The organism is bacterium, from assembly GCA_035529855.1.
Classification (GTDB): Bacteria; RBG-13-66-14; B26-G2; order WVWN01; family WVWN01; genus WVWN01.
This window is the reverse complement of sequence record DATKVX010000083.1, coordinates 1-21,881: the sequence shown is the minus strand read 5'-3', so window position 1 is coordinate 21,881 and position 21,881 is coordinate 1. Positions and strand designations below refer to the sequence as shown.

Genomic DNA, 21,881 nt, shown 5'->3' with positions numbered 1-21,881 from the left:
TTATTCCTCCTGTTGCCCCGACCCCTCCGCCAGCGCGGCGCGGACCGCCTCGAGCTCGCGCGCGGCTTCGGCGGCCTCCTCGCCGTCCAGAAGCTCGACGGCCTCCTCCAGGCTTTCCCGGGCGGCTTCGAATTCGCCGGCCCGGGCCCGGCTCGAGCCGAGCAAATACCAATAAACGCCGTTTTCGGGCTCGAGCTCGGCGGCGCGTTTAAATTCCGCCGCGGCCTCCGCCGGCCTGCCGACGTGCGCATATAACCCGCCCACGTACGCCCGCAGCTCGGCGTCATCGGGCGCGAACGTCGCCGCCCAGGTGATGTGGTCCGTCGCCTCGAGCATGTCGCCGGCTCCGAAGGCCAGCCGCCCCGCGGCCTTGCGTCCCGCGATAGCGACCGTCATATTGCCGCAAGCGCGCGAGGCCGCCGCGGCGTACGCCAGGCGCGCGGCGTCGAGTTCGCCCAACGCTTCCTGCGCCTTCCCCAGACCGAGGTAGTATTCGCCGCGGTCGTCGCACCAGGCTATGGCCTCCCGGTACTCTTCCCGGGCGGCCGCGGCTTCGCCGCCGAGCAGAAGAGCCTCGCCCAGCGCGGCGTGCGTCGCCGGCGCGTAGGGGTCGTCGTCGAGGGCGCGTTCGAAATCCCGGACCGCGCCCTCCAGCTCGTCCAGGGCCAGGAATATCTCTCCTCGGAGGGCGTACGCGCGCCATTCGTCGGCGTTTTGCTTTAACGCGCGCTCGATCTCGAGCCGGGCGGCCTCTAAATCGCCCCGCCGGTAGGACAGCTCCGCCAGGCCGACGCGGGCCGGCGTAAAGTCCCGGTCCGCGGCCAGCGCGCGTTCGTAATAGTCTCGAGCGTCGGCGTCGTCTTCGGCCAGCCGGCCCAACGCGAATAATATTATCGCCTCGTCGGCGACGTGTTCGGAGTCCTCTTCGTACCAAGCCTGGCCTAGGACCTCCAACCCCTCCTCGCCCAACACGTCGAGGTAGAGCAGGTTCAACGGGACGTCCCACGGATAGTAGTCCAGCGAGTATTGTAAGAAGGCCGCCGCCTTCTCCGACTGGCGCGCGCGCAGCAGCTCGAGCGCGTGCTCGTGGAAGTAGGCCGCCCCCGGCGCGCCCTCGTGCTCGTGCTCGTGGCCGGCCGCCGCCCCGCATAGGGCCAACGCCAGAGAAACCGATATTAAGCGTTTCATCATTATTCCGCGGCCGCCGCCTCGGCCTGTTCGAAGACGAACGCCGTCAAGACGTCCGCCACCAGGCCCTCGTCGTCCCACTCCTTCTTGCGGGCGAGGACGCGACCCAGGTACTCGTCCCGGCTCGCGGCGTCGCCCCGCGCCTCAGCCAATAGCGCCCGGCCGTAAAACACTATGGGGTTTACGGGGCTTATCTCCCCGGCCGCGGTCAAAGCGGCCTCGGCGTCGTCGAGTTCCCCCAACTCGGCCGCGGCCAGCATCAATCCCGCCTGGGCCTGGAAGTCGCGCGGGTTTTTGGCCGCCGCCGTCGCGAAGGCGTCCCGCGCCTCGGACCAACGGCCGGTACGCACCGCGGCGACGCCGAAGTTGGCGTACGCGTACGCGGGCTCCGGCCCCATTTCAACCAGCTTTTTTAAATAATTGTACGACGCCTCGTAGTCCCCCGTCTCGGCCGAGAGCACGCCCGCGGTGTTCAGCGACTCGGCGTTCGAGGGCGACGCCTCGAGGACCTTCACCGAGAGGGCGAGCGCGTCCTCTTTATCGCCGCGGGCCCGGGCTACCGCGGCCTTGCCGTTCAACGCCTTTACGTTGTCGGGAAATGCCGCCAGCGTCTTATCGAACACGGCCTCCGCCTGCTCGGTATCCCCCAATTGGTAGTAGCAATACCCGGTCATAACCAGCGCCCGGCCGTCGCGCGGGTCGATGCGGTACGCTTTGTCGTAATGGTCGAGCGCCTGCGCGAAGAGCCACTTCTGGTAGTAAACGTCGGCCAGGTTGCGGTGGGCGTCGGCGAACCTATCGTCGCGCGCGACCGCCAGGCTCAGCTCGGCCTCGGCCTCGTCCAGCCGGCCCGCCCGGTACAATCCCCACCCCTTCAAGTTGCGCCCCGCGGCGTCGTCCCGCAGGCCGAGGGCGCGGTCGCAGGCGGCGAGGCCTTCGTCGTACCGCCTCAGCTCGAAATACAACCGGGCCAACGCGAGGTAATTCTCCGCCGTCGACGGCTCGAGCTCGACCACGGCCTTCGCCGGCTCGAGCGCCTCCTCGAGCTTACCGCGGGCGTAGTAAACGTCGCGGAGCGCGATCTGCACGTCGGCCTCGTCGGGTTGGGCCCGCGCCAGCTTGGCGAGAAGTTTCTCGGCCTCGGCGAGCCGGCCGGTAAAACGGTACACGAAGGCGAGGTTAAGGCGGGCGTCGACGTTGTCGGCGTCGAGGGCGAGCGTGGCTTTGGCCCATTTCTCGGCCGCGGCGAAATCGCCCAGCTTGACGTATATATCCGCCAGGTCGCGCTTGATGCGCGCGTTATCCGGCGCGGCGCGGCTCAGCCGCTCCCACTCCGCGGCGGCCTCGGCGTACTTGTCCTGGACGATATAAAAGGCCCGTAAATTGTTTAACGCCGAATCGTTGCGCGGGTTTATCTCCAACGCCGCGAGGAGGGGCGGCAGCGCCTTTTCGTAATCCTCCTCGATGACGAGGTATATGTAACCGAGGTTGCTGCGCGGCGTATCGTACGCGGGGTCGAGCTCGGACGCTTTTTCGAACGCGAACTTGGCCTCCTCCACCTTGCCGGCCCGGAGCAGCACGGCGCCGAAGTTGTTGTACGCCTGGGCATTGTCGGGATACTTCTCCAGTATCTCGCCGTAGAGCTGTACCGCTTCGGCGATTCTACCCTCCTCCTCGAGCTGCGCGGCGCGCTCGAGCATCTCGTCCGCGCTCTCCTGGGCGAGCGCCGGGGCGGCGCATAAAACCGCCAACGCCAGCGAGGCTATAATAACGCGAGCCGTCATTTCGCATCGGCCTCCGCGGCCACGGGCGGCAGGTGACTGCGGGCCGCCCGCACGAAGGCGCCCCACGCGGCCACCACGGTCAACCCCGCGGCCGCCAAAATTATTCTAAAACCGACGACCGTCGCCGCCGGCAGCGCGCCCACCGTCGCGAAAGCGAAGCCGAAGAGGTACGCCGCCCAACACCAGGGCAGCGTCGCCGGCTCCCGCCCCGCCGCCGCGGCAAGGCCCATAGGCGCCAAGGCCCCCAGGAAGAACCCCACCAGCGCCACCAAAACCGCCGCGACGTAAAACCGGACCCACAGCGGCCAACCGGCGGTCGCCGCCAAGAGGGCGTCATACGCCAGGATGCAGAGCAGCGTGGCCGCCGCGACGACGGCGAACGGCAGCCAGCGCCGCCCCCGCGCAACGGCGCCGCCCCACAGGCTCCCCGCCGCGGCGACGGCCAACAGCGCCGCCCGCGCCGCCGGGCCGCTCCAGGCGCCGCCGCCGAGGTAAAACGCGACCTTGGGCCCGAGCGCCGTCGCCAGCGCCGCGAAGGACGCGCCGACGAGGATGAAGTAAAGCGCGAACGCCGCCTTCCCGCCCGTCCGCACCTGACGCTTTCTAAAACCGTAGAGCGGGAGCGCGAGGAACGCCGCCGCCAGCACGACGGCAGCCGCGGCCAGGCCGATAACCCGGCCCGGCCCCGCGGTGGCGAACGGGAACGGCCGGTCGTCGCGCGCCGGACGGCCGTCATATTCGGCCGCCGACGTCAACGAGGCCGCGTACGCGTCAGCCAAATCCCCGCCGGGCGATTTACGCCCCGGCAGGTAGACCGGCTCGAACTCCTCGCCGGCGACGCCCACCAGCCCCTCCAGCTCGAGGTCGCCGAAGCCGCCGCGCTTCGCCAAAGCCGTCACCGCGTCGCCCCGCCGGAAGACGGCGACGCAACCGGCCGGCCGGAGCTCGCCCTCCTCCGCGAAAGCCCGGTAGACCGTCGCCGCGAGGTCCGGGCCGTAGGTCGGCTGCGCCCCCTCGCGAACCGTAAAGCTTATTATACCCGCCGGCTCGAGGCGCCGATAATACTCCCGGAAAGCTTCCACCGTCAAAAGGTAATCCGCGGTCAACGCGGGCGCCGGCTCGAGCGGCGCCGGCACGGCCGAGGGCGAAAGGGCGATAAGGTCGTACGTCCCGCCGGAACTCCGCAAGAAGGCTCGGCCGTCGCCGCCCCGAGGCGCTACCCGGTTTTTGCGCAGGAGCTCGTCGGGATAGGCCAGTTTTTTAATCAAACCGTACGCCGCGTCGTCCATTACCAGGTCGACGCTGCCGGCGCCCAGGGCGGCCAGCGCCAGCGCGTCGAAGCCGGCGCCGCCCGCGACCAGCGCCCTCTCGGGAGCCTTGACGCGGCCCGCCAACGCGGCGACGTATTTTTTCGTGAACGCTACAGACGGCGTTTCCTTCAAGACGGGCGCGCCGCGACGGCCGTCGACCGTAAGCCACTCGTGGCGAGGCAACTCCTTCGCCAGGCCGGCGTCGAATACCGTAAACGCGGCGGCGGATTTATCGGCGGCGGGCGAGGTTACGACTTCCGCCCGGGCCGCGGCGCTCCACGCCGCGTCGGCGACGCGTTCGCCGGAAGCGCCCAGGAAAGCACCCCGCGCCGGCGCCAGGCCGAACAGGATAGGCGCCGCCAACGGCAAAACGACGGCGCAGGCCACCAGGACGGCGGGCGCTATTAACTTAACCTTGGCCCGGGCCGTACTCAAGGAAGCTGCGGCCGCAGCCGCCAGGACCGCCGCCAGCCCGAGCGCCGCGGCGTGGCCCAACAGAGCGAACGCCGCCGCGGCCAGGATTACGCCGGCGGCGCCCCCGGCCAAGAACGCGCCGTAAACGCCCGCGGGCTCGTCGGCGTACGCGCGGAACGCGACCGCCAGCGCGAAGCCGACGAAACCGAGCGGCAACGCGGCCGCCAACACGTACGCGACGACGACCAACCACCCGCCGACGCCGGCAAGGCCGCCCGCGCCCAGGGGTAAATGCCCCACCGCACCGCCGACGACGAAGGCCGCGACGCCGAAGAGCAGGGCGTTAAACGCCGGCGTCGCGCGCCCTTTGCGGCGCGCGCGCGCGCCCGCCAACGTCGCGAGCGCGGCCCCCACCGCCAAGCCGAGGAAAGCCGCGCCGGCCGCGACGACGGCGGCGTCGGCCCCGCCGGTTACGGTTAAAATTCCCCGCAAGTACGAAACGTACGCCAGGGCGCCCGCGACGAGCGCGCCCAGCCCCAAGTAACGCAATATTTTACTGCCGTCCATAGCAACGTCCAAAGTTATGCTAAGGCCCTCTCGAGCGAAGGCCGGGCCGCGCGATAAGGCGCCGCCGGTAATACCTGCGCCGTCGGGATATACGTTTCCGTCCGCCGCGTCAGATTATGCCCGGTATGTAGCGTTTCGTCCGCCGCATGTAGTCGACGTACCCGTCCATATTGCGTTTGAGCAGATGCTCCTCGCGCAGCGTCCGTACGACGACCGCGGCCCAACAGAGCAGCGTGAAGAACCACGAAACTACGCAACATAACATAAGTGCCGCGCCGGCCGTCAACATAAAACCGGCGGTGTAGAGCGGGTGCCGGATGCGGCCGTATATGCCGGCGGTTACTATCCTCTTGTCCGCGGCCGCCGCGTCCACGTAAGGCGAAAACGCCGCGCCCAGCGTCCGATTGGCGACGTACGCCAAAACCCCGGAGCCGACGACCAGCGCCGCCCCCGCCGCGTTCAACGGCAGCCATTGCCGCGGCCTCAGCACGACGTATTCCAACAGCGGCATCGCGACGGCGGCGATCGACGTCCAGGCCAGCAAGTGAAACGTCGGGTCGAGGAGCGACCGCACCAGGTCGCCGAACGTGCGCCGCGGCCTGCCGGCGAAAGTCAAAATCCGGGCGACGACGACAGCGGCGATATATGTCAGCGCGAGCCACATCGGCGGCTATCAACGAACCTCGGCCGGGGCGGCCTCGGCCGGCGCCGGCGCGAGCTCCTTGACGCCCCGCAGGTATTCGACCAAAGTTTTAAAGAGAGAGAACACGGTCCTGGGCGTGAACGGTATCTTCTCGATTCTCGTCTTCCAACAATAGCCGTACCATAAAAAGAATACCAGCACGTACAGGCGATTGGGCTTTCGGTTTATTAAACGGCGTACGAGCGGCCACAACCACGGATACTCCGCGACGACGCCGAAGAACTTGTGGAGATTCTCCACGCGCCAGGTCGTTCTCTCGTCGCCCCACGTGAGCATGGTATTTATCTTGTTGGTCTCGGGCACGTCCGCGAGCGAACCGTCGTAATACCCCCCCGCGACCGCGCGCTCGCCGAGTTCGGTCCTGGGATACGGGTAGAATATCGACGACCAGGCGAAGTCGGGCCGGCAGGCGACGTTGAGGGCGAGGGTTTTCTCGTCGACGGCGACCGGGTCCTCCACCGGCAGGCCGCACAAATTCTGCGTCGCGACGCGGATGCCGCGCCGCCGAAGCAGCGCCACCGCGGCCACTATCTCTTCGTCGGTATGCGGCCGCTTGAGGACGTCGCGCCGAACGCGCTCGTCGCCGCTCTCCACGCCCATCCACGCCGCGTGGCAACCGGCGGCCTTGAGCAGGCGTACGCTGTCGTCGTTAATCAAGTCCACCCGCACGTTGCACATAAACGGCACGCCCACCTCGCGCGGCAGCCGCTCGGCGAACTCCTCCAGCCACGAGCGCTTGTGCAATAAAAAAGTGTCGTCGTCTATTTGCATATAGCGCAGCGGCCAGCGCTCCTTGACGTACCTCATCTCCGCGAGGAAGCCGTCCACGCCGCGCGTGCGGCACACGCGACCCAGGCCCCGGTACATGTCGTTGAAGCGGTGGTTGAAGCAATAGGTACAGCGGAAGACGCAGCCCCGCATCGCGAAGAAGATCTTCGTCGGGTGGTCGCGCAGGTCCGCGTCGCCCTCGTACAGTATCTCGCGGTCGGCGAAGGGCAGCGCGTCCAGGTCCTCCACCAGCGGCCGCAGCTCGTTCCGCACGACGTCGCCGTCGCGCTTCACCCACAGGTTGGCGATGTCGGCGTAGTCGCGGCCCTCCGCCAGCGCGCCCGCCAGCTCGACGACGGTTCCCTCCCCCTCGCCCAGGCATACGACGTCCACGCCGTCTTCGTAGACCATCTCCGGGAAGAACGTCGCGTGCGGGCCGCCGAAGGCCGAGACGCCGCCGTAGCTCTCTTTCAGGCGTCGGTTGATATCCAATAAATATTGATGTTCGCCGGTCATCGCGCTGTACAACAGCGCCGCGGGCTCGAGCTCGCGGACTTTGGCGCGCAACCGCTCGAGGCCGAGCCGCTGCGCCCGGGCCAGCTCCACGTCGTGCCCCGCGCGCTTGAGGGCCGCGGCCAGCATCATCACGCCGTAGCGCTCGACCAGCGCGGTACCCTTTATAACGAAGAGAAAACTCGCCACTATTCCGCCGTTCGTAGGCTAAAAAGCCGCCGCTAATACGGCGGCCTGCGTCGTACCGTTGCCCGCGGCCTTACGTCTTCGGAACGTTAACCGCCCTGGGCGTCATAACGCCGATGAGCAGCGCCGCGACCAGGCCGCCGAAGGCCCCCTGCGCCGCCGCGCCCCAGGCGAAATCGTACAGCGCATAGGCCAGCATCGCGCCCGCCAGCGCGCCCATCAACAAGAAGACGCCGAACTGGACGTTCCACCCGCGCTGGATGTTCGTCCCGGCGAGCGCGCCGACGAGCTTAATCATAATCAAGTTGATTATCACGACGACCGCGGCGCCCGCGAGCAGCGCCGGCAGGTTCTGCGTGAAGCCCTCGGGCGTGAAGATCTCGAGGTTGATGAACTTCATGAAGATCGCCGCAAGTGGGGCCATCACCGCCATGGCCGCGAACGAGAACGCCCCCTTGAGGTAGCCGGTCTCGGCGCGCAGCGTCCCCTCCGCCATCATCCCGGCGCCGCCCAACGGCGACGGCGCGCACGACGTCGTGGCGTTGATCATATAGGCCGACATCACGATGGCGAGCTGGCTCCAGTTCACGAGGCCGAAGCCGGCGGGGCCGAAGAGGTACAGCGTCGGCACCAGCGCCGCGGTCAAGATGCGCGAGCAGCTCAGCGGCATTATGGTTTGAATCTGGACGAAGATGGCGAGCATGCCGGCGACGCCCAGCACGCGGAAGTCGGACAGCCCCTTGAGCAGACTGCTGAGAGCGTCGAAGCCGCCCGTCAGGTAGAGCGAGCCCGCGGCCAGGAAGCCCGCCGCCATCGCCGTCACCGGCATGAGCAATATGCCGGCCATGAGGTCCGTGAGCTTGACGCGGCACAGGAGCATTATAAGGAGGCACGCCGCGACGAGGACCGTCTGCACCGGGTACTTGCCGAAGGGTTGGAATATCGAGACCAGCAGCGCGACGGCGAAGATGACCAGCGAGACGTACCCGCGCGTCGGCGCCTTGGCCTTGGGCGCCTCGGTCGCCTCGCCGGGAGCGGCGTCGCGGAGCGCCGAGTCCTCCGGGTAAATCCGCGTCGTGATTATCTTGAGGAACAGCGCCATAAACGCGGTCCCGAGCAGCAGCGCGAACGACTGCGGCCCGCGCAGGATGCCCAGGCTCGCGGTCGCGAAGTGCGCGCCCAGGAAGCCCTCGCCTATTTGCCCCACGCCGCCGATGGGCGAGGGCCCGCACGAGCCGAAGGCGTTGCGCGCGAAGGCGCCGATGAGGACGATGAGCTGGCCCTTGGAAACGACCCTCATCTCCTCCGGGCCGAAGGCAAACAGCAGCGGCAAGAGCGCCGCGCCCAGGATGCGGCCGCAGGGCAACATCGCGATGAGCGGCAGGTTGATAAGGATGACCATCGCGCCCGGCAGCCCCAGCGGCGTCTTCTTCAACCACTCGATGATGACCTTCAGCGCGTCGAAGCCGCCCGAGGCCGTGAGCGCGCCGGCCAGGAAAAGCCCCGCCAGAAGCGCCGTTATGGGGTGGAGGATGATGCCGCTCAGGAGCTCGCTACCCACGAGGAGCGCGCCCGGGCGCCCCTCCACCGTCAGCCGGTAGACGACGGCCACGGCGACGTTGAACAGCGTGATGAGGATGAGAACGGTTTGAATGGGAAGGTTTATCTTCCTGAAGAGCGTCAGGACCAGGACGACGACGAAGACCGCGAGGGTAACGTATCCTATTACCGTGAAAGCCATAAGGGAGCGTTAAGCGTAAAACCCCATTTTTGGAATATCTTTACGAAGAGGCGTCCTCGGCGTTTCCGCGCGCGCACTCGCGCCCGGGCCGGCGGGTGCGCCCTACGCCGGCGCCGACGTAATAGCGCCCCGCGGCCGTCGTGACCACTACCGCGTCGCCGGCCTTGAAGCGGCAGACGCACTGCGTGCAGCCGGGGACCGTGGCTTCGACCACGCGGCCGTCGTCGAGCTCGACTTCCGCGCTGCGCGGCGCCAGGCCGAAGGCGGCCTCGTCGGCGACGAAGCGCCGGAAGCGGCCGCGCTTCCCGGCCCGTAGGCGGTAGACCTCCAGGCCGACCATCGCGCTCAGAAGGAGCGCCGAGGTGCCGTAGAACAATATGCCGTAGTCGCCGGTCACAACGTCAAACCTCGGTTATGAAGACGCGCGCCGCCTTGGGGTCCGCGACCAGCAGGTACCCGTCGGCCAGCGCGACGCCGCGCGGTTCTTTCAAACCAGCCAAACCTTTAAGCGCGCCGAGCTTGCGGCCGTCGTTATCGAACGCCAACACGCGCGCCCCGCCGGCGTCCGCGACGAAGGTCGTCCCGTCCTCGGCCGCGATGCCCGCCGGCTCCGCCAATTCGCCCCGGCCGAGCGTCGCCGTCACGTCGCCGTCGAGGTTGAAAATTTTCACGACGGCGTGGCCGGCGTCGGCGACGTAGATGCGCTTCTCGGCGTCGGCCGCGACGTACCGCGGCAGCTTGAGGTCGGTGGGGCCGTCGCCCAGGCCGCCCAGGATGGCCCGCGTCACCGGCTCGTCGGAGGCCAGCCTCGTGCTATGCAGGTCGACGTATTGGACGCGGTGGTTGCGGGTGTCGGCCACGAGCACGCCGGCCTCGTAGCGGCAAACGCTCTTCGGCCGGAGGAACTCGCCGTCGAGGTAGCCCAGCCGGCCGAAGGAGCGAACGTGAACGCCGGCGGCGTCGAACACTTGAACGCGGCCGTTGTTGGTGTCGGCGACGAAGACGCCGCCGTCGGCGGCCGCGTCCACGCCCATCGGGAAGTTGAACCGGCCGTCGGCGGTACCCGGGCCGGTGCCCAGGTAGCGGCCCTCGCCGGCGGCGAGCCGCACGACGCCGTAGCGGCCGGCGTTGGCGACGTACACCGTTCCATCGAGCGCCACGGCCACGTCGTACGGGTTGATAAGGTCGCCCAGGCCGGAGAGGTCCGGCCGCCCGGGCTCCTCGGCCCACACCACCTCCGGGAACGCGCCCGCCAGGACCGCGAACGCGCCCGCGGCGGCGCCGGCTTTCAAAAACTCGCGCCGGCTTACGCTACCCGTTTCCTTCTCGTCCGCCGACATCTATTCGCGGTTGTACTTCTTCGCGCCCTCGACGAACGCGTCGCCGCCGGCCGCGTCGTTCACGACCACCGCCGGGAAGTCCTCCACCGTCAGCTCGCGGATGGCCTCCGGGCCCAGGTCCTCGTACGCGACCACCTTCGCGGCCTTGATGCGGTCGGCCAGCAGCGCCGCGGCGCCGCCGGTGGCGGCCAGGTACGCCGCGCCGTATTTTTTAATGGCCTTCTTTACGTCGTCGTTCCGCTTGCCCTTGCCGACCATCAACTTCAAGCCCTGCTCCAGCAGCCTGGGCGTGTAGGGGTCGACGCGGCCCGAGGTAGTGGGCCCCGCCGAGCCGATGACGTTGCCGGGGCGCGCCGGCGACGGCCCGACGTAGTAAATGCACGCGCCGTTCAGGTCGACCGGCAGCGGCTCGCCCTTATCGAGGAGATCGATAAGCCGCTTGTGGGCGGCGTCGCGCGCGGTGTACATGCGGCCGGTCAGCAGCACTTCTTCCCCGGCCTTCAAATTCTTGACGACGTCGGCGTCTTCCACCGGGATATTCAATTTAATCACCACGACAAAGCACCTCCGCGCCGGAAATAAATACAACGCCGCCGCGCCGAAGAGGGGCACGGCCCGATTGCGCCACTATAACATACGGCCGAATATCGCGCCAAGCGTTATTTGCGCCGCCGACGTAACGTCTTAATACTATTAGAATCGCCAGGGTTTCGTTCTGCGAAAAATACGACTAGTCCGCGAGCCACGTTCGCGCGCCGAGGAAGCGCTCGTCCCAATACGGCTGGCTCAGCGGCGTGACGGTAACGCCGCGCGGCGACGATTCGGCGTGGATGAACTTGCCGTCGCCGGCGTAGATGCCCACGTGCGACGGCCCGGAGGTATAGGTCCGGAAGAACACCAGGTCGCCGGGCCTCATCCTGCTCTCGGGGACCTTGCGGCCTTTGCGGTACTGGTCGCCGGAACCCCGCGGCAGCGATACGCCGTTCTCGGCGAAGACCATTTGCACCAGCCCCGAGCAGTCGAAGCCGTCGGCCGACGTGCCTCCCCAGACGTACGGCACGCCCAGATACTTCTTGGCGGTGGCGATTATCTCGCTCCGCGGCGTGGCGGGTATCGGAAGGGGTTCCTTTTCTACGAAGGGGTTTTCGCCCTCTATCTTCAAATTCTCGCCGCGGACCCAGCCCAGCGTCCCGTCGGGCGCCTTGACCAGATACATCGTCTTGGCATAGTCGTACACTTCGACGCGGGCGTGGTAGTGGACGTACGCCACTATTTGGGCGCCGGCCGCGGGGCGGGCGTACAGCGGCGCTTTCCCGGCGACGTCCGGTTGGGTGCGCTTCACGTCGACGTTGGTCAATCGCAATAATACCTGCGAGACGTCGCCCTCCACCTGGCGCCGCTCGAGCTCGTACTCGAACGGCTTGGCGAGGTCCACGGTTACCTCCAGGCGCGAACGGCCCCGCTCCTCGAACCCCTCCAGCCGGATGTCGTGGACGACGCCGTCGCGCGGCGATAAGGTGTAGACGCGGGGGTTTATACGCAGGTTGGCGAGCTCGAGTTTTATCAGGTTGGGGTCTTCCTGGGCGACGACCTTCACCTGCGGCGGCAGCTCGCCGGTGGTGTCGAAGTAGATCGCGTCCTCGGCCTGGTGGTACGTCACCGCCGCCACCCAGTCGGCTTTTTGGAACCAACCTCCGGCGGCGCTCCCCGCCGCTAAGGCCGAAATCAGCAATATTATTCTCGGCTTCATAAACTTACCGCGGCCCGTCGTCGCCGCGACATTTGACTTTTACGGGTATACCTTATAGAATGTTTATGTTAAAAACGACTAAATATCAAGGATAAATTGGTCGTGCCGCCCAAAGTCAAAATCGCGCTCGTCGCCGCGTTCCCGCCGCCGCCCGGCGGAATGCCGCACCAGGCCCGGATGCTCGCCGAAATCCTGGCCCGGGACGGCGCGCAAGTCGTCACGATAAATACCAACCCCTTCGGCCGGCGCAAGCCGCGTTCGCTGCGCTTCTTACGCGTTCTGCGCGAGCTGCGTAAGCTGCGGCGCTGCGACCTGGCGCTCATCTTCGGCGGCTCGTACGCGTCGTTCTTCGCTTTCTCGGCGGTGCCGCTCGCCGCCGCGCGGCTCTTCGGCGTGCCGGCGATATTGATGTATAAAGGCGGCCTGGCGCGGTTTTTCTTCCGAAAGTGGGGATGGCTCGTCCGCCCCATCTCCCGGCTCGCCCGGGCCGTCGTCGTCCCGGGCCGCTACTTGCAGGGCGTATTCGCCGGCTTCGGGATGCGGGCCCGCGTCGTCCCCGATATCGTGGACGTGTCGCGGCTGCCCGCCAACGCGGCCGAGGCCGAAGGGCCGCCGCTCATCCTGTGTCCCCGGCGGCACGACTACGTCGGCGGCGTAGACATAGTAGTGCGCGCGTTCGGAAAAGTCGTCCGCGAGTTCCCCGAGGCCGAGCTCCACCTGTGCGGCGACGGCGTGGACCGGCCCAAGCTCGAGCGCCTGGCCGAGGAGGTCGCGCCGGGCCGCGTGCGGTTCCACGGATTCCTCCCCCACCAAGACCTTATGCCGCACCTGCAAAGGGCGACGTTGATGGTCAACTCCACCCGCGACGACAACCACCCCAACAGCGTACTGGAGGCGATGTGGGCCCGCGTGCCGGTGGTGGCCGCGGCGGTGGGGGGCGTCCCCTTCCTCGTCCGCGACGGCGAGACGGGCTTCCTCGCGCGACCGGACGACCCGGAGGCGCTGGCCGAGCGGATAATTTTCGTTTTGCGTAATCCGGGACTCGCCGCCGACGTCGCGGCCCGCGCCCACGAGGCCGCCGCCGAATTCATCTGGCCCTACGACCGCCCGGGCCAACTGCAGACGTTGCTCGACGCCGCGGGCCTCGCGCCTACCCCCCCAAAGCCTCGACGTTAGCCGCCGCGGCCTCGTCGCCCGGCGTAAGCGCGAGCACGGCGCGGAACCACTCCCGCGCGCGGGCCGCGTCGCCGGCCTCCGCGGCCGCCATTCCCCGCTCGAAATAAATATCGGCCAGCGCCTGGCGGAGGTCCTCGTTCTCGGGCCAAAGCGCCAGGCCCCGGCGGTACGCCGCCACGGCCTCGTCCTCCGCATCCCTCAAGTACGCCAGCCGGCCTTCGACCAACGCCGTAACCGCGCGATACCGGTCGTCGCCCCCCTCGAGCCGCAAGTCCGCCAACGTCGCGAGATTGTCCGCGTCCGTCTTCTCGTAGAGGGCGTGCGGCGCCGTGTACTCCAGAATCAACCGGTCCTCGGTATTGGCCTCCGCGTCGGCGACCAACGTACGGACGGCCTCGTCGCTCGCGATCAAATAAGGTCGCGTTTTCTTCTTCTCGAGCCAGGGCGACGTCGAGCCGACCAGGACCGTGTCGCGGCCGGTGTAGTACAACCTGACGTAGTCGAAAGCGCCGGCGAAGGAGCGGACGGCGGTCAGGTAATCGGCCGGCGCGAGCTGGTACAACGGCAGCCACTGCGCCATCACGCCGCCGCGTTTCAGGATGCGCGCGCAGTTGCGGAAATGCTCGACCGTAAAAAGCGACGACGAGCCCTTGGTCCACGGGTGGATGGGGTCGGACGTTATGACGCCGAACCGTTTGCCGGTGCCGAGGACGTACGAGCGGCCGTCCTCGCGGATTAGCTCGACGCGGGGGTCGTCCAACGGGGCGCCGCTGGCGCCGTCGAAGAGGCGGGACGCCGCCGGGACGGCCGGGTTGATTTCCACACAAACGATACTGCGGACCGACGGATGGCCCGTTATCGCGCCCAGCGTGATGCCGGTGCCGAGGCCGATAACGAGCACGTCTTCGGCGCCGTCGCGGCCGCCGACGCGTGTCTCGTTGAATTCCCGCAACGGCACCTCGCCCAACGCCCGCTCGACCCGCACGTCGTCGTAGTTGGTGGAGGCGACGGTCTTGCCGTTTATCTTCAGCGAGCGAATCGACCCGTAGGAGATGACGGCCACCGAGGCGTCGACGCTTTCCTCGTAGAACAACAACTCCTCTTGCGCCGCTTCGTCGAGGGCGGGTTTGCCCTCCTCGTCGAGATAGTAGCCGGGGCTTATGCCGGCGCCGAGCGCGAGCGTATGCCGGCTGGGCCCGGGCGCTACGACGACCAACGCCGCGAGCAGCGCGGCTAATGGTCCTTGCCAGACGACGCGCCGCCGCGAGACGCCCCACACGAAGGCCGCCGCTATCGCCGCCAGGGCCACCGCGCGGAGGCCGCCCGCCGGCCCGAGCCAAGGCAGCAATAGAAACGTCCCGACCAGGCTGCCCGCGATGGCGCCCGTGGTATTGGCGGCGTAGAGGTAGCCGACGCGCGTCCCGGCCTCCCGTCGCCGCGCCGCCGCTACCGTCACCGGCAAAATTATCCCCAAAAAGAAAGAGGGTACGAAGAGGACGAGCGCGGTTATGGCGAACACCAACGCCAGCGCGACGCCGAAGCCGCCGCCCGCGGCGCCGTACGCGACCAGGAATAAATAGGGCGCTCCGCGGAGCGCGACGACGCTGGCCGCCAGGCCGGCCGCCGCCGCCAGGCAGCACGCGCCGTAGAACAACGAAGAGCCGCCCGCCTCCGGCCCCAGCCGGCGGTGGACCGCCGCGCCCGCGGCGATGGCCAGGAGTATCACCGCCAGCATGGCCGCGAACGCGTACGTCGCCGAGCCGACGACGTTGGCCAGCGCCCGCGTCCAGAGCACCTGGGCCGCGAGCGCCGCGCCGCCGGCGATAAAGGCCGCGGCCGCCGCCCGCCACGTCGACGCCCCTCGCCCGGGCGGGACCGCCGGCGCCGCTTCGGCCGCGACGCCCTCGCCCGGGCGAAACCGCAGCGCGACGACGCAAGCCGCGACCGCGACGGCCAGGTTCGCCGAGGCCGTGACCTTGAGCGTCAGGCTCGCTCCCGCCGCCCACAGCAGCCAGAAGCCGCCCAACAAGACCCCCGTCGCCGCGCCCACGGTGTTGGCGGCGTACGCCCCCGAAAAGGACCGCGACGTGCCGCCGCCGTACGCCCGCAGCGCCGCGACCACCGCCGGCGTCGTCGCGCCCATCGCCGCCGTCGGCGCCAGCAGGAGCAAACACGCGACGCCGAAACGCAGCAGGTGCAGCGCGCCGGCCGCGCCCGGCTCGTACGCCGCGAAGTACAAGCCGTCGGCGGCACGGTAAATAAAGGGGAACGCGAGCGCGTACAGGCCGACGAATAACTCCAGGCCGGCGTACCATAACAGCGGCCTGCCGAACCGGTCCACCGCCCGGCCGCCGAGGGCGCTGCCGATGGCGAGGCCGCCCATGAACGCCGCCAGCACCGCGGCCACCGCCGGCGCCGTCCCGCCCAGCGTCACCGCCAGCATCTGCATCCAGACGACCTCGTACACCAGGCCGGCGGCGCCGGAGACGAAGAACAGCGCGACTACGAAGGCCGCGGCCGGGAAACGGCGGGAGGCGAACATAACGGCCTGCATATTAACAGCGGTAGGCCGTGGCCGGAAGTCAAATCTACGCCGGCGGACGGAGGGCGTTGGCGGCGAACGGCGGTTATGTTATGATGCGCGCGTGGCCGCACAACGCGCCGAAACGAAACGCCGCGTCGCCGCAGTAGCGCGCCGGTTGGCCGCGGCGTACGGTACGCCCCGGCGGCGGCGCCGCCCCCCTTTCGACGAGCTGGTGCAAACGGTACTCAGCCAGAACACCACCGACGTGAACAGCGCGCGGACCTTCGCCTCGCTGCAGGAACGGTTCCCGCGGCTCGACGACCTCGCGACGGCGAACGTTCGGGCCGTCGCCGCAAGTATCCGCCTCGGCGGCCTGGAGCGCGTCAAGGCCCGCTACCTCAAAGAGATGACGCGAGAGGTCCTGAAGCGGCGCGGCAACACGGACCTGTCCTTTTTAAATAAAATGGGCGACGGCGAGGCGGAAGCGTGGCTTACGAGCCTGCCCGGCGTCGGCGCCAAGACGGCGCGCGTCGTCCTGCTCTTCTCGTTCGGCCGGGACGTCTTCCCGGTGGACACGCACATCTTGAGATTGACGAAACGGCTCGGCTTCATCGGCGCGAAAGCGACGGCGGCCGCGGCCCATAAATTCTGGGACGAATATTGCCCGCCCGGCAAGGCGCGCGAGCTGCACCTCGGCCTTATACGCCACGGCCGCGACGTCTGCGCCGCGCGGCGGCCCGCGTGCGACGCGTGCGTCCTGGCCGACCTTTGCCCGTCATGCGGCACATTTGAATGAGGATACTCTTCCTATCGGACCGCTCGCTGAACCACACCCACCGCTGGGTGGAGTACTTCCACGAGGCGGGCCACGAGTGCCACCTCATCACGTTCGAGGACGGGCCGCCCGTTCCGGGGAAGACCTATTATATTGAAAGTCGGCTGCCGCGGGCCTTCATGTTCAAATACCTCGCGCACCTGCCGACGGTGCGCAAGCTCGCCCGGGCGATAGACCCGGACGTCGTCTCGGCGCAGGAGCTCGGCTCGTACGGGCCGCTGGGCGCGTTATGCGGCGTGAGGCCGGTGGCGGCGTCGGCCTGGGGGACCGACGTCCTGCTCGAGCCGGACTGGTCGTGGCTGCACCGCAAGCGCGTCGAGTTCGTCCTCAAGCGCGCGGACCTCATCACGTCGATGGCGGACCATATGACGGCGCGCATCGTCGCGTTGGGCGGCGACCCGGCCAAGGTAGTCGTGAACCATTTCGGCGTCGACGAGGACGTCTTCACGATGACCGCCCGGCCACCCCGGCCCCCGGAGGAAGTCGTCATCATCCACACCCGCCACTTCAAGCCGGTGTACAACTTCGAGCAACTCCTCGCCGCGCTGGCCGCCGTATTCGAGGCGCTGCCGCGCGCGCGCCTCGTCTTCCTGAGCGACGGCGTCCTGCGGCCCAAGGTCGAGGCGCGGGTACGGGAGATGGGTTTCGCCGGGCGCGTCTCGTTCCTGGGGGCGGTGCCGCCGGCGGAGGTGGCGGCGCAGCTCCGCGACGCCGACATCTTCGTGACGACGTCGCGCTCCGACGGCGCGAACATATCGCTGCTGGAGGCGCTCGCGGCGGGTTGCTTCCCGGTGGTGGCGGACATCCCGGCGACGCGGCAGTGGTTTGAGGCCGGGGCGGTAGGTTTGTCGGTCCCGCTCGACGACGCGGCGGCGCTGGCCGAGGCGATTATCAAAACCGCCCGCGACATCGGCCTGCGCGAGCGCGCCCGCGAGGTCAACCGCGGCGTCGTGCTCGCGAAGGGCCTGTGGCGGGATAATATGAAGCGAAGCGAGGAGGCGTTCGCGGCGCTGGCTACGCGATTCGGTAAGCGCGTTTGAAAAACGGCTACGCGCCGTCGAAGTATGCTATATTGACAACGTAATGGTTAAGGAAGAAATTTTCGCGACCATAGCCGAAACCTTACGCCGATTGTTCGGCGAGAGGCTGGTTTCCGTCAAGGTTTTCGGCTCGTACGCGGCCGGCGAGGAGACGCCCGACAGCGACGTAGACATTTTAATCGTCCTCGACGCCGCGGAAGAGGGGCCCGTCGAGGCCGCGGCTCGGGCCCGCGCCGCGCTCGAGCTACCGGTCCCGGTAGACGTCATCGTAAGAACGCCGAGCCAGCTCGAAGAACGGCTGGCGCTGGGCGACGGCTTCTTCGGCGATATCGAGTCAACCGGCCTGGAGATAAGTGAAGCCACTCGCTGAAGAATGGCTTAGCAAAGCCGACGAGGATTTCCGTGTCGCGGAACGCGAGCTAGCCGCGGAGCCGCCCGCGTTCGCGGCGGTATGCTTCCACGCCCAACAAGCCGTCGAGAAAGCGATGAAAGCCCTTCTGGTAGACTTCGGCGTAGACTTTCCCCGGACCCACGATTTGAAATTTCTTTTAGATTTAATTAAGAACAATACGCCCATTTTTAACGACCTCGAAGAAGCGTTAGTCAATTTAAGCGTATCGGCGGTAGAGGTGCGATACCCCGGGAGTAAACCGGACCGGCACTTAGCGGAAAAAGCCGTAGACGTTATGCGGGATTTCTTCAGCGTTTTTTCGGAGAGTTTCCCGCGCGGGTGAAGGTCCTTTGAAACGGTTACTAAAAAAGCCGGCCATAACAGGCCGGCGGTTTTTTTCGGCAACAATTAAACCGTAATTAGAAAAGATCTTCCGTATCCGCCCAGTTATCCGCCTCATCCTCCAACTCGCCGCGGACATCCTCCTCCATTTTTAAGGAAAGAAGAAGCGTCGCCGCCACGTCGTAGAGGTTGTGTCTCAGGACCGGCTCGAGCGGCCGCGCGTCGCCTATCTTGACGTAGCGCTCGTACAGCTCCGGGACCTGCGAGGAGTAGATGTCCGCCGGCCTTTGGACGCCGAGGACGTACCGCTCCGCCTCGGCCAGGCCGCAGGCGGGCATATCGCACCGCTCCTTGTAATACTTCCGGACGAGCCACAGGAGGTCGACGTGGCGCCGCGGCTCCTCGTACGGCAGCCGCCACCAGCGCAGGCGGTCGCGGATTATGGGGAGGTCGAAGGTGCGGCCGTTGTAGGAGAGGAGGACGTCCGCGTCGGCGAGGGCTCGAGCCGTAGCCTGCAGCACCGCCCCCTCCTCGTCGGGATGGCCGGCCAGGTATTGCTCGAACGCAACGCCGTCCGCCGACATGCGGCCGAAGCCGACCAGGAAGAGCGGCTTGGGCGTGCGGCCCAGCGACTCCACGTCGAAGGCCGCGAACGTACCGATAAAGGTGGGGGGGATTTCCGGAGGGGGGTAGCCCTTCGGCCACTCGGGCCGGCAGCGCCAAAAACCCTCCGCCCGGGAAGCGGGCCACAACTGCTCGAGCGCGACGACGTTGTCGGCGGGCGGTTGGGGCCGGGGGGGACTTTCGCCGCGCGCCCGGGCGCGAGCTATCTCGCGCAGCTTGGCCCGGAAATCGCGCGCGTCGGCCATCACTCGAAGTCGGAGATGTCGGGCCCCTCGCTCGTGGACGGCTTAGGCGTCGGAACGTCCGCCCACATCCCGCGCCGCGCGTCGCGCGCCTCTTTCTGGTACGTGAGCCAGGACTTCGTCGGCACGTGGCACGACGGGACGTCGGCGACCTTCGCCAGGCCCGCGCTTATGAGCTCGACGTTGAGGTTCCACCACTTGCCGTCGCGGCGGTAGTAGATGACGGCGCGGGCCTGCCCCGTCTCGTTGGCCGGGATATTGGGGCATACCTCGACGCGAACCTCGCGGCCCGCTACCCTCTCGCGGGCGAACGACAGCGCTTCGCCGTAATAGGGGGCCTTCTTGTCGACGGGCTGGACGCCGATTAACGCGCACTCGCCCAGGACCCTGACGCGCACGACGTTGGGCGCGAGGACCTCTTCGCACGTCGCCGTCACGGCCTCGAACTCGAGGCCGGCCGGCGTCTTCGTAATCTCATCCTCGGCGGCGAAACTCGCGGCCGCGAGGTAAAGGGCCAACAGGTAAACCTTCGCCGTTGTATTTCTCATAGAATACCTCGCCGCTTCATTCGTAGCGCAGCGCCTCGATGGGGTTCAACTTCGCGGCCTTGTTCGCCGGGTAGATGCCGAAGAAAAGGCCCACCCCCAGCGAGAACAGGAAGCCCAACATTATCGACCACGCCTTAATGGCCGCCGGCAGGAACGGCACCGGCGCGCCGGCGTCCGACAGCACCTTCGTCAGCAGGCTGACCCCTTCGCCGATGATTACGCCGATGACGATGCCGATTATGCCGCCGGTGAGCGAGATGACGGTGGCCTCGCCGATGAACTGCGCCATGACGTCGCGCCGCCGCGCGCCCAGCGCCTTGCGGACGCCGATTTCCCGCGTGCGCTCCGTAACCGAGACCAGCATGATGTTCATAATGCCGATACCGCCCACCAAAAGCGACACCGCGGAAATGCCGATCATAACGGCGAACGCGGCGCCGGTTATCTGATTGTAGATATCCATCAGCGAGTCGGCGGTGTAGATCTCGAAGTCGTTCTCGGCCTCCGGCGGGACCTTGCGCCGCTCCCGCATCACCACCTCGGCCTGGTCGAAAGCGGTATTGAGGAGCTCGGGCGACTTCGCCCGCACCGTGATAACTGAGCTCCCCATCCCCATTTCGTCGACCGGTTCGCCGAAAGCTTTGCGGCCCGCGCCGTGCGGTATCACGATGTAGTTGTCCATCGAGACGCCGAAGATCTCGCCCTTGTGGCCGAAGACGCCCACGACCAGGAAGCGGTGGCCGTTGACCTTTATCCGCTCGCCGATTATCCGGCCCTCCGGCGCCAACGCCTCCGCCACCGCCGACCCCACCACCGCGACGTACCGGTCGGCGTCGATGTCGGCCTGCGTCAGCATCCGGCCGTCCCCCACCCACCACGAGAAGATCTCGTCGAACTTCTCCGTTTGCGTGGAGCCGATGGCGAGGAGGGCCGTCTTCTTGCCGCCGTAGGTAGCCCGCCCGGCGATCTCGGTATAGAAGTCGGCCACCAACACCGCCGGGCAGCGGCGCATTATCGCCGCGGCGTCGGCCTCCTCGAAATCCTTGCGTTCCTCCTCGCGGCCGGCGCCGAACTGGACGGCTTTATATTTCTGGATGAAAAAGGTGTCGGCGCCTAAAAAGCCCATCTGGTTGGCGAAGGACTGGTTAAGGCCGTCGATGATGCTGACCATCGCGATGACGGTCGTGACGCCGATGACGACGCCCAGGACCGTCAAGAAGGCGCGCATCTTATGGGCCCACAGCGACGAGAACGCCAGCGCCGCCGCCTCGCGGTATTGGTAGTATTGCCGGCGAAGATTATGCCATAGGGGTTTCATAACGCTACTCGTACCGCAGCGCCGCGATGGGCTCCAGGCGGGCCGCCCGCCGCGCGGGATACAGGCCGAAGAAGACGCCCACCGCCGTCGAGAAGACGACCCCCAGCACCACGGCCCCGCCCGACACCGAGGCCGGCACCGGCGTCGCCGCGCCGATGATTAAAGCCAACGCCGTGCCGCCGGCCACGCCCAACAGGCCGCCGCCGGCCGAGAGCACCACGGCCTCGATTAGGAACTGCATCAGGATGTCGGCTCGCCGCGCCCCCACCGCCTTGCGGACGCCTATTTCCCGCGTCCGCTCCGTGACCGAGACCATCATTATGTTCATAATGCCCACGCCGCCCACCAACAGCGATATACTCCCCACCGCGATGATGACGACGAAGAGCGCCGCGGTTAGCGCGTCGAACGCCTGCACCATCGCGGCCTGCGTGATGACCTCGAAGTCGTTCTCCTCGTCGGGCCCCAGGCGGTGGCGCCGCCGCATGAGGTTCGTCACCTCGTCTATGGCCTGCCCCTCCAGCTCCGGCGACCTGGGCCGGCCTATTATCGCCAGGCCGTGCGCGATGCCGCGCGT

Annotated in this window: 20 protein-coding genes; 5 read left to right on the top strand and 15 right to left on the bottom strand. The window is 67.5% G+C overall.

Annotated elements, in window-relative coordinates:
- From VMX79_09265 to VMX79_09220, 10 genes are all read right to left on the bottom strand, one after another.
- Nucleotides 1-1,191, bottom strand: a complete 1,191-nt coding sequence (locus VMX79_09265; GenBank protein ID HUV87289.1) for a tetratricopeptide repeat protein — start codon at nucleotides 1,189-1,191, stop codon at nucleotides 1-3.
- Nucleotides 1,191-2,972: a tetratricopeptide repeat protein gene (locus VMX79_09260; protein ID HUV87288.1), complete on the bottom strand. Its 1,782-nt coding sequence runs from the start codon at nucleotides 2,970-2,972 to the stop codon at nucleotides 1,191-1,193. The genes VMX79_09265 and VMX79_09260 overlap by 1 nt, the downstream gene beginning before the upstream one ends.
- Nucleotides 2,969-5,263, bottom strand: coding sequence for a hypothetical protein (locus tag VMX79_09255; protein ID HUV87287.1), 2,295 nt, complete (start codon nucleotides 5,261-5,263; stop codon nucleotides 2,969-2,971). Before VMX79_09255 ends, VMX79_09260 begins: the two co-directional genes overlap by 4 nt.
- A gap of 109 nt (nucleotides 5,264-5,372) precedes the next feature.
- Nucleotides 5,373-5,927 (bottom strand): isoprenylcysteine carboxylmethyltransferase family protein, encoded by a 555-nt coding sequence (locus VMX79_09250; protein ID HUV87286.1) that lies wholly within the window; start codon nucleotides 5,925-5,927, stop codon nucleotides 5,373-5,375.
- 9 nt (nucleotides 5,928-5,936) lie between these two features.
- Nucleotides 5,937-7,436: a radical SAM protein gene (locus VMX79_09245; GenBank protein HUV87285.1), complete on the bottom strand. Its 1,500-nt coding sequence runs from the start codon at nucleotides 7,434-7,436 to the stop codon at nucleotides 5,937-5,939.
- Nucleotides 7,437-7,506: 70 nt separating this feature from the next.
- On the bottom strand, nucleotides 7,507-9,174 hold the full coding sequence (locus VMX79_09240) for a hypothetical protein (protein HUV87284.1): 1,668 nt from the start codon (nucleotides 9,172-9,174) through the stop codon (nucleotides 7,507-7,509).
- A gap of 40 nt (nucleotides 9,175-9,214) precedes the next feature.
- Nucleotides 9,215-9,571 (bottom strand): hypothetical protein, encoded by a 357-nt coding sequence (locus tag VMX79_09235; protein ID HUV87283.1) that lies wholly within the window; start codon nucleotides 9,569-9,571, stop codon nucleotides 9,215-9,217.
- A gap of 4 nt (nucleotides 9,572-9,575) precedes the next feature.
- Nucleotides 9,576-10,514: an NHL repeat-containing protein gene (locus VMX79_09230; protein HUV87282.1), complete on the bottom strand. Its 939-nt coding sequence runs from the start codon at nucleotides 10,512-10,514 to the stop codon at nucleotides 9,576-9,578.
- Nucleotides 10,515-11,069: a Fe-S-containing hydro-lyase gene (locus VMX79_09225; GenBank protein ID HUV87281.1), complete on the bottom strand. Its 555-nt coding sequence runs from the start codon at nucleotides 11,067-11,069 to the stop codon at nucleotides 10,515-10,517.
- Nucleotides 11,070-11,244: 175 nt separating this feature from the next.
- Nucleotides 11,245-12,264, bottom strand: a complete 1,020-nt coding sequence (locus VMX79_09220; protein ID HUV87280.1) for an SH3 domain-containing C40 family peptidase — start codon at nucleotides 12,262-12,264, stop codon at nucleotides 11,245-11,247.
- 102 nt (nucleotides 12,265-12,366) lie between these two features.
- On the opposite strand from VMX79_09220, the gene VMX79_09215 reads away from it, so the two are divergent.
- Complete coding sequence (locus tag VMX79_09215) at nucleotides 12,367-13,440, top strand: glycosyltransferase family 4 protein (GenBank protein HUV87279.1); 1,074 nt, start codon at nucleotides 12,367-12,369, stop codon at nucleotides 13,438-13,440.
- Here the strand turns inward: VMX79_09215 and VMX79_09210 are convergent.
- Nucleotides 13,415-15,994, bottom strand: a complete 2,580-nt coding sequence (locus tag VMX79_09210) for a fused MFS/spermidine synthase (GenBank protein ID HUV87278.1) — start codon at nucleotides 15,992-15,994, stop codon at nucleotides 13,415-13,417. The two genes, VMX79_09215 and VMX79_09210, sit on opposite strands and share 26 nt — an antisense overlap.
- A 91-nt stretch (nucleotides 15,995-16,085) precedes the next feature.
- Here VMX79_09210 and VMX79_09205 point away from each other — a divergent pair, with 91 nt between their 5' ends.
- Genes VMX79_09205 through VMX79_09190 form a run of 4 tightly spaced genes read left to right on the top strand, consistent with a single transcriptional unit; the run spans nucleotide 16,086 to nucleotide 18,573 of the window.
- A complete protein-coding gene (locus tag VMX79_09205) occupies nucleotides 16,086-16,760 on the top strand; it encodes an endonuclease III (GenBank protein ID HUV87277.1) in 675 nt (224 codons plus the stop codon).
- On the top strand, nucleotides 16,757-17,839 hold the full coding sequence (locus VMX79_09200; GenBank protein ID HUV87276.1) for a glycosyltransferase: 1,083 nt from the start codon (nucleotides 16,757-16,759) through the stop codon (nucleotides 17,837-17,839). Before VMX79_09205 ends, VMX79_09200 begins: the two co-directional genes overlap by 4 nt.
- Before the next feature lie 43 nt (nucleotides 17,840-17,882).
- Nucleotides 17,883-18,209 carry a nucleotidyltransferase domain-containing protein gene (locus tag VMX79_09195; GenBank protein HUV87275.1) on the top strand — a complete coding sequence of 109 codons (327 nt, stop codon included), beginning with the start codon at nucleotides 17,883-17,885 and terminating at the stop codon, nucleotides 18,207-18,209.
- Nucleotides 18,193-18,573, top strand: coding sequence for a HEPN domain-containing protein (locus tag VMX79_09190; GenBank protein HUV87274.1), 381 nt, complete (start codon nucleotides 18,193-18,195; stop codon nucleotides 18,571-18,573). The genes VMX79_09195 and VMX79_09190 overlap by 17 nt, the downstream gene beginning before the upstream one ends.
- 76 nt (nucleotides 18,574-18,649) lie before the next feature.
- Here the strand turns inward: VMX79_09190 and VMX79_09185 are convergent, their stop codons facing one another.
- From VMX79_09185 to VMX79_09170, 4 genes are all read right to left on the bottom strand, one after another.
- The gene (locus tag VMX79_09185) at nucleotides 18,650-19,441 is read right to left on the bottom strand and encodes a ribonuclease H-like domain-containing protein (protein ID HUV87273.1); all 792 of its coding nucleotides are present in this window, start codon (nucleotides 19,439-19,441) and stop codon (nucleotides 18,650-18,652) included.
- Nucleotides 19,441-19,986, bottom strand: a complete 546-nt coding sequence (locus VMX79_09180; protein HUV87272.1) for a thermonuclease family protein — start codon at nucleotides 19,984-19,986, stop codon at nucleotides 19,441-19,443. The genes VMX79_09185 and VMX79_09180 overlap by 1 nt, the downstream gene beginning before the upstream one ends.
- Before the next feature lie 16 nt (nucleotides 19,987-20,002).
- Nucleotides 20,003-21,304, bottom strand: coding sequence for an ABC transporter permease (locus VMX79_09175; GenBank protein ID HUV87271.1), 1,302 nt, complete (start codon nucleotides 21,302-21,304; stop codon nucleotides 20,003-20,005).
- Nucleotides 21,305-21,308: 4 nt separating this feature from the next.
- Nucleotides 21,309-21,881 (bottom strand): FtsX-like permease family protein (locus tag VMX79_09170; GenBank protein ID HUV87270.1); only part of this gene is annotated, 573 nt, incomplete at its 5' end.

Coding starts and splice junctions, on each gene's coding strand:
- VMX79_09185 (HUV87273.1), bottom strand. CDS start 19,441: ATGGCCGACGCGCGCGATTTCCGGGCCAAGCTGCGCGAGATAGCTCGC.
- VMX79_09240 (HUV87284.1), bottom strand. CDS start 9,174: ATGGCTTTCACGGTAATAGGATACGTTACCCTCGCGGTCTTCGTCGTC.
- VMX79_09250 (HUV87286.1), bottom strand. CDS start 5,927: ATGTGGCTCGCGCTGACATATATCGCCGCTGTCGTCGTCGCCCGGATT.
- VMX79_09230 (HUV87282.1), bottom strand. CDS start 10,514: ATGTCGGCGGACGAGAAGGAAACGGGTAGCGTAAGCCGGCGCGAGTTT.
- VMX79_09255 (HUV87287.1), bottom strand. CDS start 5,263: ATGGACGGCAGTAAAATATTGCGTTACTTGGGGCTGGGCGCGCTCGTC.
- VMX79_09260 (HUV87288.1), bottom strand. CDS start 2,972: ATGACGGCTCGCGTTATTATAGCCTCGCTGGCGTTGGCGGTTTTATGC.
- VMX79_09175 (HUV87271.1), bottom strand. CDS start 21,304: ATGAAACCCCTATGGCATAATCTTCGCCGGCAATACTACCAATACCGC.
- VMX79_09200 (HUV87276.1), top strand. CDS start 16,757: ATGAGGATACTCTTCCTATCGGACCGCTCGCTGAACCACACCCACCGC.
- VMX79_09180 (HUV87272.1), bottom strand. CDS start 19,986: ATGAGAAATACAACGGCGAAGGTTTACCTGTTGGCCCTTTACCTCGCG.
- VMX79_09195 (HUV87275.1), top strand. CDS start 17,883: ATGGTTAAGGAAGAAATTTTCGCGACCATAGCCGAAACCTTACGCCGA.
- VMX79_09265 (HUV87289.1), bottom strand. CDS start 1,191: ATGATGAAACGCTTAATATCGGTTTCTCTGGCGTTGGCCCTATGCGGG.
- VMX79_09220 (HUV87280.1), bottom strand. CDS start 12,264: ATGAAGCCGAGAATAATATTGCTGATTTCGGCCTTAGCGGCGGGGAGC.
- VMX79_09210 (HUV87278.1), bottom strand. CDS start 15,994: ATGCAGGCCGTTATGTTCGCCTCCCGCCGTTTCCCGGCCGCGGCCTTC.